The organism is Paraglaciecola sp. QJM3NY_14 (assembly GCF_056173245.1).
In genome coordinates this window covers 3,088,193-3,103,968 of record NZ_CM149664.1, presented here as the reverse complement: position 1 = coordinate 3,103,968, position 15,776 = coordinate 3,088,193, and the positions used below count along the sequence as shown (strand labels likewise).

Annotated in this window: 15 protein-coding genes and 4 tRNA genes; 10 read left to right on the top strand and 9 right to left on the bottom strand. The window is 44.3% G+C overall.

Going from position 1 to position 15,776, the window contains the following annotated elements; all coding sequences use genetic code 11:
- The first annotated feature begins 545 nt into the window (after positions 1-545).
- The 5 genes from AC0VYA_RS13135 to AC0VYA_RS13115 are packed head-to-tail and all read left to right on the top strand — an operon-like array spanning position 546 to position 3,952.
- Positions 546-1,187: a hypothetical protein gene (locus AC0VYA_RS13135; protein ID WP_475488551.1), complete on the top strand. Its 642-nt coding sequence runs from the start codon at positions 546-548 to the stop codon at positions 1,185-1,187.
- A complete protein-coding gene (locus AC0VYA_RS13130; protein WP_475488550.1) occupies positions 1,160-1,867 on the top strand; it encodes a hypothetical protein in 708 nt (235 codons plus the stop codon). Before AC0VYA_RS13135 ends, AC0VYA_RS13130 begins: the two co-directional genes overlap by 28 nt.
- Positions 1,868-1,899: 32 nt before the next feature.
- Positions 1,900-2,310 (top strand): hypothetical protein, encoded by a 411-nt coding sequence (locus tag AC0VYA_RS13125; protein WP_041713835.1) that lies wholly within the window; start codon positions 1,900-1,902, stop codon positions 2,308-2,310.
- Complete coding sequence (locus tag AC0VYA_RS13120) at positions 2,307-3,368, top strand: PAS domain S-box protein (protein ID WP_475488549.1); 1,062 nt, start codon at positions 2,307-2,309, stop codon at positions 3,366-3,368. The genes AC0VYA_RS13125 and AC0VYA_RS13120 overlap by 4 nt, the downstream gene beginning before the upstream one ends.
- Entirely contained in the window at positions 3,317-3,952 is a 636-nt protein-coding gene (locus AC0VYA_RS13115; RefSeq protein WP_475488548.1) for a diguanylate cyclase, read from the top strand. The genes AC0VYA_RS13120 and AC0VYA_RS13115 overlap by 52 nt, the downstream gene beginning before the upstream one ends.
- A 123-nt stretch (positions 3,953-4,075) precedes the next feature.
- On the opposite strand, the gene AC0VYA_RS13110 is transcribed toward AC0VYA_RS13115, so the two are convergent.
- Together AC0VYA_RS13110 and AC0VYA_RS13105 are read right to left on the bottom strand one after the other, a co-directional pair.
- Complete coding sequence (locus AC0VYA_RS13110; protein WP_475488547.1) at positions 4,076-4,360, bottom strand: hypothetical protein; 285 nt, start codon at positions 4,358-4,360, stop codon at positions 4,076-4,078.
- Positions 4,357-6,000, bottom strand: coding sequence for a response regulator (locus tag AC0VYA_RS13105; protein ID WP_011575357.1), 1,644 nt, complete (start codon positions 5,998-6,000; stop codon positions 4,357-4,359). The genes AC0VYA_RS13110 and AC0VYA_RS13105 overlap by 4 nt, the downstream gene beginning before the upstream one ends.
- Positions 6,001-6,304: 304 nt before the next feature.
- Between AC0VYA_RS13105 and AC0VYA_RS13100 the strand changes: the two genes are divergently transcribed.
- From AC0VYA_RS13100 to AC0VYA_RS13085, 4 genes are all read left to right on the top strand, one after another.
- Positions 6,305-7,450 (top strand): FAD-dependent oxidoreductase, encoded by a 1,146-nt coding sequence (locus tag AC0VYA_RS13100; protein ID WP_475488546.1) that lies wholly within the window; start codon positions 6,305-6,307, stop codon positions 7,448-7,450.
- A gap of 55 nt (positions 7,451-7,505) precedes the next feature.
- Positions 7,506-9,398 carry a DUF885 domain-containing protein gene (locus tag AC0VYA_RS13095; RefSeq protein ID WP_475488545.1) on the top strand — a complete coding sequence of 631 codons (1,893 nt, stop codon included), beginning with the start codon at positions 7,506-7,508 and terminating at the stop codon, positions 9,396-9,398.
- A 100-nt stretch (positions 9,399-9,498) separates the two neighbouring features.
- Complete coding sequence (locus tag AC0VYA_RS13090; protein WP_041713833.1) at positions 9,499-9,678, top strand: hypothetical protein; 180 nt, start codon at positions 9,499-9,501, stop codon at positions 9,676-9,678.
- 39 nt (positions 9,679-9,717) lie between these two features.
- Positions 9,718-10,287, top strand: coding sequence for an NADPH-dependent FMN reductase (locus AC0VYA_RS13085; protein WP_475488544.1), 570 nt, complete (start codon positions 9,718-9,720; stop codon positions 10,285-10,287).
- Between the two features lie 129 nt (positions 10,288-10,416).
- Here AC0VYA_RS13085 and AC0VYA_RS13080 read toward each other — a convergent pair whose 3' ends face one another.
- From AC0VYA_RS13080 to AC0VYA_RS13060, 5 genes are all read right to left on the bottom strand, one after another.
- Positions 10,417-11,832: an alanine/glycine:cation symporter family protein gene (locus AC0VYA_RS13080; protein WP_475488543.1), complete on the bottom strand. Its 1,416-nt coding sequence runs from the start codon at positions 11,830-11,832 to the stop codon at positions 10,417-10,419.
- A gap of 212 nt (positions 11,833-12,044) precedes the next feature.
- A tRNA-Gln gene (locus tag AC0VYA_RS13075) sits at positions 12,045-12,119 on the bottom strand.
- Between the two features lie 36 nt (positions 12,120-12,155).
- Positions 12,156-12,230: transfer RNA gene (locus tag AC0VYA_RS13070), tRNA-Gln, on the bottom strand.
- Positions 12,231-12,234: 4 nt separating this feature from the next.
- Positions 12,235-12,319 (bottom strand) — tRNA-Leu (locus tag AC0VYA_RS13065).
- A 46-nt stretch (positions 12,320-12,365) separates the two neighbouring features.
- Positions 12,366-12,442: transfer RNA gene (locus tag AC0VYA_RS13060), tRNA-Met, on the bottom strand.
- A 634-nt stretch (positions 12,443-13,076) separates the two neighbouring features.
- On the opposite strand from AC0VYA_RS13060, the gene AC0VYA_RS13055 reads away from it, so the two are divergent.
- Complete coding sequence (locus tag AC0VYA_RS13055; RefSeq protein ID WP_475488542.1) at positions 13,077-13,295, top strand: AraC family transcriptional regulator N-terminal domain-containing protein; 219 nt, start codon at positions 13,077-13,079, stop codon at positions 13,293-13,295.
- 323 nt (positions 13,296-13,618) lie between these two features.
- On the opposite strand, the gene AC0VYA_RS13050 is transcribed toward AC0VYA_RS13055, so the two are convergent.
- Positions 13,619-14,062 carry a hypothetical protein gene (locus AC0VYA_RS13050; protein ID WP_475488541.1) on the bottom strand — a complete coding sequence of 148 codons (444 nt, stop codon included), beginning with the start codon at positions 14,060-14,062 and terminating at the stop codon, positions 13,619-13,621.
- A 192-nt stretch (positions 14,063-14,254) separates the two neighbouring features.
- Positions 14,255-15,499 carry an ABC transporter substrate-binding protein gene (locus AC0VYA_RS13045; protein ID WP_475488540.1) on the bottom strand — a complete coding sequence of 415 codons (1,245 nt, stop codon included), beginning with the start codon at positions 15,497-15,499 and terminating at the stop codon, positions 14,255-14,257.
- Between the last annotated feature and the right edge of the window lie 277 nt (positions 15,500-15,776).

Genomic DNA, 15,776 nt, shown 5'->3' with positions numbered 1-15,776 from the left:
AGCAAAACGTGTATGCATTTAGCCGTTTTCGTTGATGTTATTTTAAAATGACCTTTCATGTATATTCACCTAACCTAGCGGTGGTCTTCACCGCTAGGTTCCTTACGATTTCATATACAAAACACGAAATGTACCAAGGCAATAAAAAATAGGCTTTGCGGACATTTGATTTTTTGGTTATAAAATAGATAGTTGTTAAGTCTGGGTAAAAACAGCCTCATTAATATGGATGATATTTGGGGACTCTTATTCTCCTCATCTCTTATCTCTATATATCTGCTTTGGCAGAAAAATCGTGTGTGAATATTTATTTACATAAATTGATGTGTACATTGTTATCGTTAGTTTCGTCTGTTTAATGTTTTTTTCGCGTCATGTAACGAAAATACCGCCATTTTTACTAGGTTTGAATGACGGTTTCGTTTTGACTAGATGCTTTTCATTAGGGATGGTTAAATGAAACGTTTTACTTATAAACAACACGAACATTTTCAATATCCTACTACCACAAAATTGCGCGCCGTATTTTCAAAGAGAGTGCATTAATGTTTTGTTGGTCTCGCTCAAAGATTGTCGCCTATAGCGCGTTCATTTTGCTGGTTTCGTGTGGGGGCATTAACTGCGTATCGGCGCAGTCAGGCGTACCTGAGCTGCCAGAATCATCCGTTAGAATAAGCGGCTTTGGCACACTTGGCTTGACCCACAGCAGTGGGCCTGACGGGTGGGGGTATCGGCGCGCAATTTCTCAGCCCCAAAATGATGGTGGAACGCGAGCAGACACCGACTCACGGTTAGGTGTTCAAATGAACTACGCACCTTCTGTGCAATTTGAGTTAGTCGGTCAGTTAGTTGCCACTCGTCGTTCTTCGTACGCCCCTTTGAGCGACAGCATCGAATGGGCATTTGCAGCTTATCGACCTCAAACAGATCTAACCTTTCGCATTGGACGGTTAAACATAGACGCTTTTTTGTTAGCAAATTACCGCAACGTGGGTTTTGCCTATCATTTTGCCCGACCGCCCGTGGACTTTTATGCGTCGTTGCCCCATACACTAGATGGCGCGGACATCAGCAAAACGCTGCAATTTGATGACAGCCTATGGCGCTTTAAAGCCTATGGCGCTTTAAAGCCTATGGGGGAAAGTCTCGTAGTGGCGATTTGTCTGAAAACGCGCGTGTTGCAGTAAAACCCGTTGTGGGTATCACCACAACCAGAGAAACAAGTGAGTTAACATTAAGAGCTGGGGTGGCGTATTCTGGCTTGTCAGACAATCCCACTGTGTTGAAACCTATAATAACGGGTTTAGAAAGTATCAGTGCCATTGAAATACCCGAGGTAGCAGAACAAGCACGGCAATTACAAGCAAGGCTTGATAGCTCAAACGCCCACGTCGTTTATTACACACTTTCCGCACATTACGAGGTAAGTGACTGGTTGTGGACATTCGAAGTGACCAAGGTGACGGGTCACCCCTCTGCACATATGACAAGTGGATATGCGGGTGCGGGTGCGGGTAAACGCTTCGATGCGGTGACCCTGTTTGCCGGCGTTAGTTTAATCTCAAGCCCAAATTTGCCTAACTTTACACCAGAGTGGTCGTCCGCATTGACAGCTGTGTTAGGTAAGTCTGAAGCTCAGAAAATACAACGATTAGGTTCTGCAGCAGAGTTTGCAATCAATAAATCTGGTGCAAACCAACAAAGTTACTCGGTTGGCGCGCGTTGGGATTTTCATTCTAACATGGCGTTAAAAATACAGTGGGATCATATTCAAATTGATCATTACGGAGGAAGGTTGTGGGCTAATGCCACTATGGCGTCAGGGAATGCAAATGTAACCACTGTCTTGCTTGATTTTATATTTTGATGATGTCTTTTAGAAGCGTTGTTCAATATTGCATGTTTGGCATCGCATTACTTATATGCACTCATGCCAGAGCAGATTTTTATATTGTGGCGCATTCAAGTAATCAACAGCAGTCATTAAGCCAGAAAGAAGCGGTCAACCTATTTATGGGCCGTAGTCGTGCCTTTGCAAATGGAGAGTTCGCATTGGTATTTGACTTGCCCAGAAGCAAGCCTGTTTCCGGTGCTTTTTACCGAGCGCTAACCGGTTTGAGCATGGCGCAAGTCAACAGTTATTGGTCGCGCTTAATGTTTTCTGGGCAAAACATGCCGCCGCAACCCTTGCCGAATGAACGTGCCATGATAGATATCATTAAGCGTAATCCCAGTGCGATAGGGTGGTTAACATCCGTACCCAAAGATGAAAACCTTCGTGTATTGCTCATACTCAAGGAGCTTTCTTGAGCAAAATCACGCGCAGTATTCGCTTCACTGGTTTTCAAATGCGCCTGCTATTGGTTATCGTTTTAGGGGCCAGTGTATTCTCCATAGGTGCAAGTGTTGCGGCTTACTATCTAGGGCAGCAAAAAGCGATTGAGACGAGTCTGGCGAGTTTGAATGATTTGACGCAAGCGGTTGAAAAAACCGTTGCTATAGGCGCTTACGCGTCAGACCTTGTGCTACTCGAAGAGGTCGTTAAAGGATTGGCCCGAAATTCTCTTGTTGCCCGTGTGGAAGTCTACTCCAATAATGATCAAATTTTGCTGCAATCCGCTGAGGTTGAATCTGCCGCTAACATCGATTCGCTGGCAGCCAGATCACCCTACATCGAGAGGGCACTTTATTCACCCTTTGACGCTGAGGAGCGTATTGGCGCAATACGGATTTTTGCACAACCCGCACATATCGCTGCCGCGTCAAAAAAAGAGGCAATGACGTTAACGGTGATGATGATAATTCAAGCATCAGTGCTCGCGTTGTTGCTTTACGCTGTAGTGACGTTTTTAATATCTCGGCCAATCACCCAACTTGCCATATCGTTACGTGCTATGCGTCCTGGTACACATGAGCGCCTAGATATTCCTACTCTTCATAAGCGCGATGAAGTGGGTATGTTAATGAGCAGCGCAAACGCATTGCTAGATTCAAATGCGCAAGCGCTTGAACGAGAAAGGGAGCTTAGAGCTGATGTTGAAGCGTTAGAAACGCAATATCGTCAAATTTTTGATTCAAGCAGCGCGGGCATTTTTGTATTAGACGGAAACGGTAAACTGGTAAATAGCAATCCAACGTTAGCAAAGGTCATTGGTGTGCCGCTTTTTAGATTATTGGAATTGCAGAATGAGGATTTTGTTAAGCAGGTTTTTCACCATGCTGAAGAACTGCAAGCGATGCAAAAGAAGCGACTGAAACCGGAGAAACGGTTTCGAAAGATCTTGAACTCATTCCTCGCAGTGGGGGAAGGCGTTGGGTGCACTGCCTTATTTCAGTTCATCAAGCCGCGTGGCGCAAAGACAATGTAGCGAGTCAAATAACAGAGGGCGTTATATACGATATCACTGAGCGTAAACGCGCTGAGACAGCAGTGCTGTTCAAAGCAGAACACGACGCTCTCACTGGGCTTAAAAATCGTGCTGCTAGTTACGAGTTAATCGAACGTTTTCTAATGGAAAGTACACAGGAAAGTACTCCCCTTAGTATATTGGGTATCGATTTAGACGGATTTAAACAAATTAATGATAAATATGGTCATGAAGCTGGGGACAATGTATTGATCGCCTGCGCTCAACGAATGCAAGATGCTGTAAGGCGTTCCTGCGATATGGTTGGCCGGCTTGGGGGGGATGAATTTGTTGTGGTAATGCAAAACATTGGGCCGACGGATAAAGCGCTATGCATAACAGCAGATGCACTACTTGTAGCACTCGCAAAGCCTATAGAAATAAGAAACGGAATAAATGTCAGTATAGGAGCAAGCATAGGCATTGCCTGTGCTCCACTTCATGGAGATAAACGAAAAGGGCTTCTGGATATGGCTGATGCGGCCATGTACGAGGTTAAGCGAACAGGAAAAAACACCTATGCGATGGCAAAGTTAAACCATTAAAATGATGTGGATTTGTAAATGTGTATTTATTCAACGCGCTAAAACGGCTGTATGTGTTCTTAGCCGAAAGAGAAGGTTAACTAAGCCAGAGGTAATACTTTGTTGAGCTAGTCGCAAGACCCGTCACGGCCGGTCTTTTTTTTCGCCTATGGCTTTATCGTTGCCCTTGCAGATGGTGTCATAACCGTCTCGGTAGTAGCGTAAATTGACGCAGGCTTCTTCGTAGCGCTTTTTAGCCGTGATAGCCTGTTGTGGGTACTGTTTGTTATTCATGGTCTTGCGCCATTCATTGCATTGTTGCTCTTGGCGTTTTACTTCGAGAATATCTTCACAGGGTTTCTGTTTGTTTGCGCAGCCTGAAAGGCCGAGTACGAGTGTGGTGTTAACAAGGAGGATTATTTTTTTCATGCTACCTCTACGTATTTCCCGAGATCACTTTTAAGTGATTCAAATTTTTGTTGGTGTGACTCAAGCATAACCATATTTTTCAAATGCCGATACATCTGTTTTAGTGCATTGATGGCACGGGTTTCGGGCTTCTTCATTTGCGCGATGAGTTTTAAATTGCATTGCAAAATATTCAGGGCCACACCCGTATTAACCGGGGCCACTTTTTGAGCTTGAGTAAACGCATTATGGGCCTCTTGATATCGCCCGCAGTTATAATGCTCTATGCCTTGTTTATTAAAATTTAGGTAATCGCGTCTACGCTGCGCTGATTGTTCGACACTGCTTTTCAGCGCATACAAGGTCCCTTCATCCAGCTGTTTACCACTTTTCGCTAGGGTTTTGCTCAACCGTTCGGCATCGTCATATTCACCTAAATCCAGCATCACTTTTATGGAATCAGGCGCAAAGGCGCTAGGGTATTTTTCAAAGCGCACTGCAATTTGCTGCTGACATTCGCTCAAGGTACGTTTTGCTTCGAGTAAACGCCCATCTAAGTAGTTGATCCGCGCAGTGAGAATATTCTCGTAGATATTGTAATCAAAGTCTTCATCAATTCTGGCTAGGGCATCGTCGTGACGGTAGCGGGCAATCGCCGTCATCATTTCGTGCTGGTAACGGCTACGCAGATGTTTGTCGTCACAGTGTTCTGCGGCATCTAAAATACTGCGAAAATATGAGCAAAGATGAGAGATATCCCGGTGAATTGATTTTTTAGACAGCTCCCATACATCCAAACTACGTAGCTTAACCATTTCATAATGTTGATTTTGTCGAGCAATTTTACATGCAGTCAGTTGTCGCTCCACTGAGTAAGGCGCAATCTCAATGGCACGTTCGATGGCGATTAAAGCGCTAGGGTAGTCATGCTGCAACAAGTAACATTGGGCCAAAATATCTTGGGCTTCAAAAAGCATGGGATTGCGTAAGGATACATCCTGCGCAAGGGCAATAGCGGCATCGTAATTGGTTAGGTACATATCTGTTTTTGCTAGCGCGATGCTTACCCAAGGCTGGGGTTTTTGCGCCAACAGTGGCGTCAGCATGTGTTTCGCCTGAGAATATTCCCCGGCTTTCCAGTAAAGTTCAGCCAATAGGCGGCAACATGTTTTAGCGTAGCGCGTTCCAGACATGATCAGCTTGCGACAGGCCGCTATGGCATCGGGCGTATTATTTTTTTGCATGGCATCATAAACCGAGCGCAGTGCGATACGTTTATGGTAGGCCTTTGACAGGCGCAAATTTAACTGGGCTTGGGAAAAAGGTTTAATCAAATAGTCATCAGGTTGGTGCTCGACACTGCTAAATACAACCGGACGGTCAGAGTCTGCGCTGACTACTGCGAACACGGTTTCTGGTTTAACCAGATTTTTTTGTCTGGCTTCTTCTAAAAACTGATAACCATTCTTTTTGCCCGCCCCCAAATGTAGATCACAAATGATAAAATCGAATTTCTCTTTTTTACATGCAGCAAGCGCCGAGTCGGCGTTTTGAACGGCTACAACAGATTGCGCCCCCATGTTGTTCACCACACCGCGCAGGAGTGTGAGAAAGGGGCGTTGGTCGTCCACAATCAATACACGTTTGTCAGAATAATTCATGATCTATCTACCTTTAGTGTCCGTTACATAAGGTGCTGGCTGGTGGTAATGCAATATATGTTTTATCTCAATTTTATCAAAAGGATAAATAATTAACCTCTTTTACAGTGTATAAATTACACGTATTTGTGCAAAGTTAGTTATGTGATCTTATCCTTTAGTATGAGTTTTGCCGTGGATACTAGAATTTGCGCTGCCCAGATATCGCCGCTAACAGTAGGATGTGTGTTAATCTAGAGGCATAATTCGAGTTAGTTATTTATCATAAACGCATTGGAAAAAACCAATGATAAGAGAAGCTTAGGTGTTTGATTTTTGTATAGTAGGCGGCGGTATGGTCGGCGCAGCAACGGCATTGGGCTTAGCGCAAAAGGGATTCTCTGTGGCGTTAATTGAAACCAATATGCCAAAACCGTTCGAGGCAACTGACGAGCCTGATATGCGCGTGTCAGCCATCAGTGTCACCTCACAAGCGTTACTTGCGTCTTTAGGGGCGTGGCAACATATTGAAAACATGCGTACGTGCACTTATCGGCGTTTGTCAGTGTGGGAGAACTCCTCAGGGCGCACTGATTTCGATAGCGCTGATATTCAAGCAGAGCGTCTTGGCTACATCATTGAAAATCGTATTTTACAGCTTGGCCTGCACGCAGCGTTGTCGCAGAGCGAAAATGTGAATTGGTTTACCCAAAGTGAGATTACTAAGCTCGTCACTCATGGGTTCCCCGAAGTGCATTTTGCTGACCAGAGTCAATTGACCTGTAAATGGTTAATTGGGGCTGATGGTCTGCATTCTCGCGTGCGCACGGCAGCGAATATTGGTACCAAAGGATGGCAATATCGCCAGCAGGCGTTTGCTATTCAAATTATCACCCATGCTGCCCAGCAAGACATCACTTGGCAACAATTCATACCAACTGGACCTGTGGCCTTTTTGCCCATGTATGGGCAGTTTGCGTCACTGGTGTGGTACAACACCAGTGACAACATCAATCGCTTAAAAGCATTATCCAAAACTGCACTCAAGCAGGAAATTAAAAAAGCGTTTCCAAATGAGTTAGTGGATTTTGATGTGCTAAAAACAGCCCGTTTTCCTTTGATGCGAATGCACGCGAATCAATACGTTAAGCACCGGGTCGTGCTGGTGGGTGATGCGGCTCATGCTATTAATCCGCTGGCTGGTCAAGGGGTCAACCTTGGTTTTAAAGATGTGGCTGCGTTACTTGATTGCATCGATGGGGATAACCCCTCAGCGGAAAATATCACGGCGTATGAAAGCAAGAGGCGCAATGATAATTTACTCATGATGAGTGCTATGGATGCAATATACAGCACATTTAAACAGCGCAACCCGTTAGTCAAAGCAGCGCGTAATATCGCTTTGAAACTGGCTAATAATGGCGGCGTAGTTAAACAGCAAGTCATGAAATATGCCATGGGGTTAGATTAAGCTGGCACATTGCTTTTCATCAGAAAAAACTGAACACCATTTTAGGAGAATAATAATGATAAAACGTCTACTGATACCCTTCGCACTGAGCGCGGTAGTGAGTGCTTGTTCTACTTCCCATGACCAAGGTGCTAGTGCTTTGCAAGCGCCGAATGCACAGCAAGCACAAAACGTGGTCAATACCCAGCTTAATCAAGCGCAGCTGCAAACCTTAGTGGAGCAGTACACTAAGCAGTTTTTGCGTTATGAGCCGCTATTATCCACCGCGATAGGTGTACCAGAATCCTTAGCGGGAGCGGGTTACAACAGGCGTTTTACCGATTTTTCTGCCATGGGCATGCGCAAGCTGCAAGACGATATGAATACGGCAGCCATGGCGGTGGCGAAAGTTGATAACAAGGGTTTCGCTCAAGATGAAAAGCGACATCAACAAATAGTGACTGACATTTTACGCTATTACGCTGGCTTCTCTGAATTTCACGGCGGTTACATTGACACATGGGCCGGGCATTTACCCTATATTATTAACCAGCTTTCAGGTCCGTTAATCGATGTTCCTAAAGTGATGCAAGTGCAGCAGCCTGTATTGAATTTTGAAGAAGCACAGGATTATATCGCGCGATTACAACACTTCGATTTTCTCGTTGCCGGTGTGGTTGAAAAATATAAAACGGATAAATTAAACGGTGTGCAATTACCGAAAAAGCTCTATCCAAAAACCTTAGCGTATTTTGAGAACTTTTTAGGCAGCCCGGTTGCTGAACATGCCTTAGTGACCTCGTTCGCCAAAAAACTTGCACAAACGCCCCTGAGCCAAGATGAACAAACCGCTTTGATTAAGCAGGCACAAGAGGCATTAACTAATGTGGTTTACCCTGCTTATCAAACCGTGAAAGACACTTTATTAGCGACCCAAGCGAACGCGCCTCAAGGGGATGGAATTTGGGCGCAGCCTAATGGCGACGCTATGTATCTGCACGAGGTGCGGTATTTAGGTGATTCAAGCATCACACCGGATGACATTCACCAGTTAGGGTTAGATGAAGTCGCGCGGATCAGCACTGAAATGGACACTATTTTGCGTGCCCAGGGTTACGACGAGGGTTCTGTTGGTGAGCGTATGGTTTTGCTGGCTGAGCAACCTGAATTTTTATATCAAGACAGTGACGAAGGGCGTGCGCAGCTATTAAACGATCTTAACGGACAAATAGCCGAAATAATGGCTAAAACTGATATGTATTATGGCGCTTTGCCGACGCAGAAGGTTGAGGTCAAGCGTATTCCTAAAGTCACCGAAGCAGGGGAAGCTGGTGGCTATTATTCCCAGCCGTCATTAGATGGCGAGCGCCCGGGGATTTTTTGGATTAACCTGCGAGACATGTCAGCTGTCCCCAGCTTCTCGCTAAAAACCCTGACCTACCATGAAGCTGTACCTGGGCATCATTTTCAGATTGCCCTTAACATGGCACAGCAAGATATTGGTCTACTTAGACAAAACGCGCCTTTTAATGCGTATGTGGAAGGTTGGGCGCTTTATTCTGAGTTAGTCGCCAAAGAAATGGGCATGTATGAAAATGATCCCTTTGGTGATTTAGGGCGCTTACAAGCAGAGCTATATCGTGCGGTGCGCTTAGTCGTGGATACTGGGCTGCACCGTAAAAAGTGGACGCGTGAACAAGCAATTGAATACTTCCATGAAACCACAGGCACGGGCATGACGGATGTGATCGCAGAAGTTGAGCGTTATATGGCGCTACCGGGCCAAGCCCTTGGTTACAAACTCGGCATGCTGCAGTTTGTTGAGTTGCGCCAAATGGCTGAGCGAGAGCTGGGAAGTGAATTCGATTTGAAACGTTTTCATGATCTGTTGCTTTTACCCGGTGCCCGCCCCATGTCTGTAGTTAGAAGTGATGTTAAACGCTGGATTGCCAGTAATGGTGCGGGTTAACGCTCTTGGTATGAAGGCCACTACAAATGAAAGTTAATAGCGATGAAGCTAGCTAGTTAAGCGCATCAATCGTTTTTAACTGCATGAGGAGAAACATTAATTGACAGTTTTAATTATTTTGGGCGTCTTGTTCATCGCCTTATTAATCGTTGTACCTTTGCTTGAACGTTCAAGCTTTAGAATATCCAACGAGCAAATGTCAAAAATGAGCCGTTGGATATTGCCATTATTAGTTGTGATGGTCGTTATCCAGCTCATCATGCACTTTACCGCTAACTGACTTTTAATACTCGCTACGGGATCACTAAACGGAAAAATTATGGCTTCGAAAATACTCTTTTTAGCGGGCAGTGCTCGCAAGGATTCACTCAATAAAAAATTGGCCAAAGTCGCGTATGAATTGGCGTTAGAGCAGGGCGCTGATGCGACATTTATCGACTTAAAAGACTCCCCCATGCCGATTTACGATGGTGACGATGAAGCCACCAATGGTTTGCCTGAAAATGCAATTAAATTGAAACAGCTGTTTATTGAGCATTCAGGGGTGTTTATTGCGTCACCTGAATACAACAGCTCTTTCTCTGCATTACTTAAAAACAGCATTGATTGGATCTCACGCCCCCATGTTGAGAAGGAACGGCCGTTGTCAGCCTTTACCGATAAAGTGGCTGCACTTGCGTCTACTTCCCCTGGCGCGCTTGGAGGGCTACGTGGTTTAGTGCCACTTCGAATGCTACTTGGCAATATCCAAGTGATGGTGATCCCTGAGCAATTGGCAATCGGTGGTGGAATGACAGCGTTCGATAATCAAGGAAAGCTCACAGATGAAAAGCAACAACGTGCCTTGGGATTAATTGTTGCTAGACTAATTTCTGAAACATCGAACTAGTCTTGTAAGCACGCTAGACCAGTAAACGGGACAGTAAAAAGCCGCTGGACGTAACGTCACAGCGGCTTTTTACTGGTAATTTACTTGAGAAGGAAACAAACAAATCAGTCGCCTTGCAAGTGAATAAGTCTACTCGCTTTTGTCCCAAATACCTTTTTCGCTCTCGCCTTGAATTTCACAATCACCGGTGCGATATTCCATACTTTTTCCATTTTTGTGCTTGTCAAAATAGTCTTTACTAATTGCCACTATCGTTGGGGTAAGCATGACGATAGCAATAATGTTAATCACCGTCATCAAGCCCAGTGCCATATCCGCGGCAGCCCAAACTTCTGGTAAAGCGGCCATAGAGCCCCACAAAATCATCGCCAAATAACCTGTGGTATAACACGCTCTGCCAAGTTTATTATCGAGCTTGAACATATGCAGGTTACTTTCACCGTACGCATAGTTTGCCACCACAGACGTAAAAGCAAACAAGCTGATCGCGGCTGCAACAAATTCTGTACCGCCACCGCCTAAATGGCTACTCATGGCATTTTGGGTTAAACGGATCCCTTCCATCTGGTCGCTTGATGAACCGCCCGCAAGCAATATTACAAACGCAGTACAGGTACACAAAATCATGGTGTCGATAAACACCCCAAGCATTTGCACATAACCTTGTGAAACCGGATGATTCGGGTTCGGAGTGGCACTAGCCGCTGCATGGGGCACACTACCTGAGCCCGCTTCATTTGAATAAAGCCCCCGCTGTACACCATTTTTAAAGGCAGCGCCCAGTGCACCCGCACCGGCTTCTTGCAAGCCAAAGGCTGACTTGATGATGTCCATCAGCATTCCAGGGAGCATGTCGATGTTCATAATGGTCACGAATAAGGTGACCGCTACGTAGCCCACTGCCATAAAAGGAACAACCCACTCAGCGAAACGAGCAATAGCACGAAGCCCGCCCACTACGATAAGTGCCGCTAATCCGATGATGACTAACCCTGAGTGCAGGGTAGGGATATCGTAAGCGAAATTTAGCGCGTCAGTAATCGTGTTGGCTTGCACGGCACTGAAGATAAAGCCATAACCAAGAAACAAAAAGAGTGCGAAGGTAATAGCTAACCAACGTTTGTTTAATCCTTGTTGAATATAATAAGCGGGCCCACCACGATATTCGCCGTTATCATCACGTACTTTATAGAGTTGGCCTAAAACACTTTCGGCAAAGCCGGTTGCCATTCCAAGTAGAGCAATAACCCACATCCAAAATACAGCGCCAGCTCCGCCTAATGAAATCGCTACTGCGACACCTGCTAAGTTACCTGTACCCACCCGAGCGGATAAACTGGTACACAGCGCTTGAAAAGAACTGATCCCTGCTTTGTCACTTTTGTTACTGCCTTTCATGACACCGAACATGTGCGTAAAGTGGCGTAACTGAATAAAATTTAGTTTAAAGGTAAACCAAACTCCCGCAATGATAAGCAGGTAAATCAATACCTGACCATCACCCCATAATATATTGTTGATAAAACTGACAAGTTCAGAAATCAAAAGACGTTCCGTAATTTTTAATTATATGATGATTGGAATAAAGTGTGCCGCGTAAAGCCGGGTGTGTCTAGGTTCAAACGGGAAAAGGGCAGTAAAAAGGCAAGGAAAAAGGCTGGAAAAGCTTAATTAAAATAAATTTGTCGCCCAAACGAAAAAAGCCAGACATTAGTCTGGCTTTTTAAGCATATACAGGTGATATTAATCACTAAATATGGCTGGGATAGCTGGATTCGAACCAACGAATGACGGGATCAAAACCCGTTGCCTTACCACTTGGCGATATCCCAATAAAACAGATATCAACAATCTATTTATTGAAAAAATGGCTGGGATAGCTGGATTCGAACCAACGAATGACGGGATCAAAACCCGTTGCCTTACCACTTGGCGATATCCCAAACATGGTGCGGAAGGAGAGACTCGAACTCTCACGCCGTGAAGCACTGGAACCTAAATCCAGCGTGTCTACCAATTCCACCACTCCCGCACATTTTTTCCCTGTTTCTCTATTATAAACATAGTCAAACAGGAAATGGTGGCTACAGCGGGATTCGAACCTGCGACCCCATCATTATGAGTGATGTGCTCTAACCAACTGAGCTATGTAGCCATTCCTTCTCTCCCTCTCAGAAGAGGCGCGTATTATGCTGATTAGGCTTTTAGTCGTCAACCGTTTTTTTAAAGCAAAATGTTTGATTGCTCGCATAATAAACAGCTGGTGTGAATTTAATCTATTTGTGAGTAAAAAATTGGCAATATGAGTCTGTTTTTGTGTTTACTCTGGTTTAATAGATTTGTTTTTATAGAAATTGAGCCGCTAAAACCACACAATTCCTGACATTAACGGCGTCTTTTTGAGAAAACTAAATAAAATTTTTAATCGACTTTTCTTGTCTTAGTTAATTTAGAGGTATCTTTTTGCTAAAAAAACGTTTGGCAGATGCTGAATCAGTATTTTATGTGAAAGAGGTGTGGATGTTTCAGTGTTCTTTTACTTGAGATTTTACAAGAACCTTCTATCTGAACCTTTTTTGTAAATTTGCTCTTGATTGCGCAAGCTAAGCTCTGGCAACTTTAGATGGGGCAGGTTTGGAAGGATCCCGCAGTATCATTTTCATTCCTGCCGATACAAGCACGCTAGCCGCCGTAAAAAGCTGTTGGCAATGAGTGCCTGTTTAGTGCGCATTTATTATTACGAAAGACGTTTATTTTAAGCCCCCTACATCCTATTAGATTCAAAAGTAATGGCGGAATTAACGATTGAGATGCAAAGTACCAGTTACGCAATTAAAACGTCTGAAAGTGGCTCACAGCAGCAAGGATTAGTATTGGCTCAATGGGATGACAACGTCAGCGAAGCCTTATTGCGATTGATGCAGTTAACGGGAAACCCAACCGATACAGCAATCCTTGATGAAAGCCGTCTTCGAGAGCTTTACTGCGCTGTGTTAAGGGGAGAATAGGGGTCTTTAAGCAGGCGTGCTTTTGGGGCAGCAAACGAAATTGCTCATGCAATAGAATACTTATTCAATCACTTAGGGCTGAATACCACTATTGATGATATTGCTACCAAAGTGGGCGATGTGAGTGCATATCAGTTCAGCCGGGAATTCAAAGGTAGGTGCAGGCAATCACCGGAACAGAGAGGCACCACAAGGAATTGCTAACGGTGTGGCCGTTATTTTTTGCGCTACACACAAACCCTAAACTCCCATCAACCTTCCACCAAGAAGTTAGACTCTATTCAATTTGCGTTAGCGCAACGTGCATAGCCTGTTAAGTGATATTAGCGGACGGCTTTAATGCCAATAGTAAAAAAGTAAAAGCCGTTTTCGTCAAAGTTATCGTTTGATTCACGCCACAGCCATAATCCAAGCTCAGGAATTTCATAGGTGTAGCCGTTATCATGTGTGACTGGCGGGTGCCCTGTGAGTGCTTCGATTTTTGTTAATGCACTCTTCACCGGCAAGCTCAGAATAGACTCGCCTAATAAGGTGACATCGTATAGTTCACTGTAAGCAAATTCGATGGATTCAACTGCCGCTGGATCACCCTGGTAAGATACATGCAAATCGTTACGGTAAAAAGCGTCACTTGCTAGTTTGCGTTCAGGATACTTATTGATGGATTTGAAAGGCTGATTTAGGGTATTTAGTACTTGCTCTCTGGGGGCATCTAAAGGGATTTTCGTGGTGCCTAAAGACGGCTGTATATCAAATATAGGTTTCATTCGGCTTCTGTTTCTAGTCAATTTTTAGCTGATTGTAAGTGATATGTGCATAGTAAATTCACTGTTGATGAGCATTAGGGGTCTATATGCGGAGCTAAATGCTTAATCATTTAACCCTAGCAGCACTAACATTCGCCATTACCAAAACGGTACACAGGCCGCGATAAAAATACACTACAAAGACTAACAACGCTATTTTATATCAGATTGCGGAAAGGATCTTAAGCGAACCTGTTCCAGTTTGCGCGTGATCAGGGAAACATCTGGGTTATCAATAAAATCTGACATGAGCTGCATACCATCGACAGACATATTTTTCGTGGTGTCACGGTCGTAGAATTGGGTGATATCCTGGTTATCAGCGAATATGTAAGGCTCCTGGTTTGAATGGTAATTGTGGGTCCGTGTTGCTTGCAGATGCGGGGACAGATAGCCCAAATTTTTACTGAGCGTTTCTTGGATATCTGCACGGCCAATAAAGGACATGAACAATCGTGCAGCCGGTTTGTTTTGCGCATTTTTAGGGATCATAAACACCTCAATGGGTGTTTCTTCGAATAACGGTAATTTACTGTCTATTTGTGGAAAACGGAAAAAACCGATATCGTCACGAAATTGCTCAACAAACTGTTGCTCCACAAAACTGCCTAATAACGTCATACCTGCCAGATCTCTATATACATATGGCATAGCATCCTGCCAATTTTTTGCTTGGCTACCCGATAAAAAATAACCTAAATCGATAAGTTGCTTCAAAGCGCTAAAAACCGATTTTACCCTTGGCTCGGTGTAGTCTATTTTTCCAGCCATTAATTGTTGATGAAAGGCGAGGCCGTTGATACGTAAGTTCAGGTAGTCAAACCATGCCGCCACTGGCCATTTTTCTTTCCCACCGACCACGATAGGCGTAACACCATTTGATTTTAGGGCTGCGCAAACAACTAGAAATTCACTCCAAGTTTTAGGTGGCTCTATCGCTAGACGGGAAAAGAGTGATTTTTTGTAATAGATACTCCATTGGTAAAAAGCGAAAGGCGCTGCATATAAACTATCACCTTGTTGCACTGTTCTCGTTATCCTTTGAGGGAAGTGTGTGAGCCAGTTATTCTTCTGCCACAAATCGTCCAACGGCTCTAATAAACCTTGGGAGGCAAACTGATCCATACGTTCTCCCGCTTGCCAATATACGACATCAAATCCATTTTTTTGGGTTAGCCACTTCTCTATCGATGCTTTGTACTGTTTGTCGTTTTGCACCGTAAACACAATCCGTAGATTTTGATGCTGCTGTTCAAATGCTTCTGCTAATTGATGGTATGCCGCTCGCTGGCCTTTACTGGCCACTAATAAGCTAATGTTTAGGGTCTCATTCGTTTTGGCATGAGGGCCGGCCATATTCAAAAAGCAATAAAGCAGCATGAAAGGCCAAAAGCGCATAATAAAAATACCTTAAGTTGAAGTGGCTTAGTTAATTTTTAAGCCCGAATTTAGCACAGCAACACACAGCTAAGATGCAGTGGGCGAGTTAATATAATAGTGAGTTAACGTGATACTAGTGTACATTAGGTGTTTTTCCTTAATGCTTTAGTCGATGAACGCTGGTGTGAATTACCCAGCACATAACAGACCACGTTTTAGGCATAAAAAAACAGAGCTAAAAAGCTCTGTTTCTTTTAAAAAAGGGGGGAGATACGCTAGCGGATCTTAAAAATAG

Excerpts from the sequence above, each read along its gene's own strand:
- AC0VYA_RS13135 (WP_475488551.1), top strand. The coding sequence starts at position 546 with ATGTTTTGTTGGTCTCGCTCAAAGATTGTCGCCTATAGCGCGTTCATT.
- AC0VYA_RS13125 (WP_041713835.1), top strand. The coding sequence starts at position 1,900 with ATGTTTGGCATCGCATTACTTATATGCACTCATGCCAGAGCAGATTTT.
- AC0VYA_RS13110 (WP_475488547.1), bottom strand. The coding sequence starts at position 4,360 with ATGAAAAAAATAATCCTCCTTGTTAACACCACACTCGTACTCGGCCTT.
- AC0VYA_RS13105 (WP_011575357.1), bottom strand. The coding sequence starts at position 6,000 with ATGAATTATTCTGACAAACGTGTATTGATTGTGGACGACCAACGCCCC.
- AC0VYA_RS13095 (WP_475488545.1), top strand. The coding sequence starts at position 7,506 with ATGATAAAACGTCTACTGATACCCTTCGCACTGAGCGCGGTAGTGAGT.
- AC0VYA_RS13085 (WP_475488544.1), top strand. The coding sequence starts at position 9,718 with ATGGCTTCGAAAATACTCTTTTTAGCGGGCAGTGCTCGCAAGGATTCA.
- AC0VYA_RS13055 (WP_475488542.1), top strand. The coding sequence starts at position 13,077 with ATGGCGGAATTAACGATTGAGATGCAAAGTACCAGTTACGCAATTAAA.
- AC0VYA_RS13050 (WP_475488541.1), bottom strand. The coding sequence starts at position 14,062 with ATGAAACCTATATTTGATATACAGCCGTCTTTAGGCACCACGAAAATC.
- AC0VYA_RS13045 (WP_475488540.1), bottom strand. The coding sequence starts at position 15,499 with ATGCGCTTTTGGCCTTTCATGCTGCTTTATTGCTTTTTGAATATGGCC.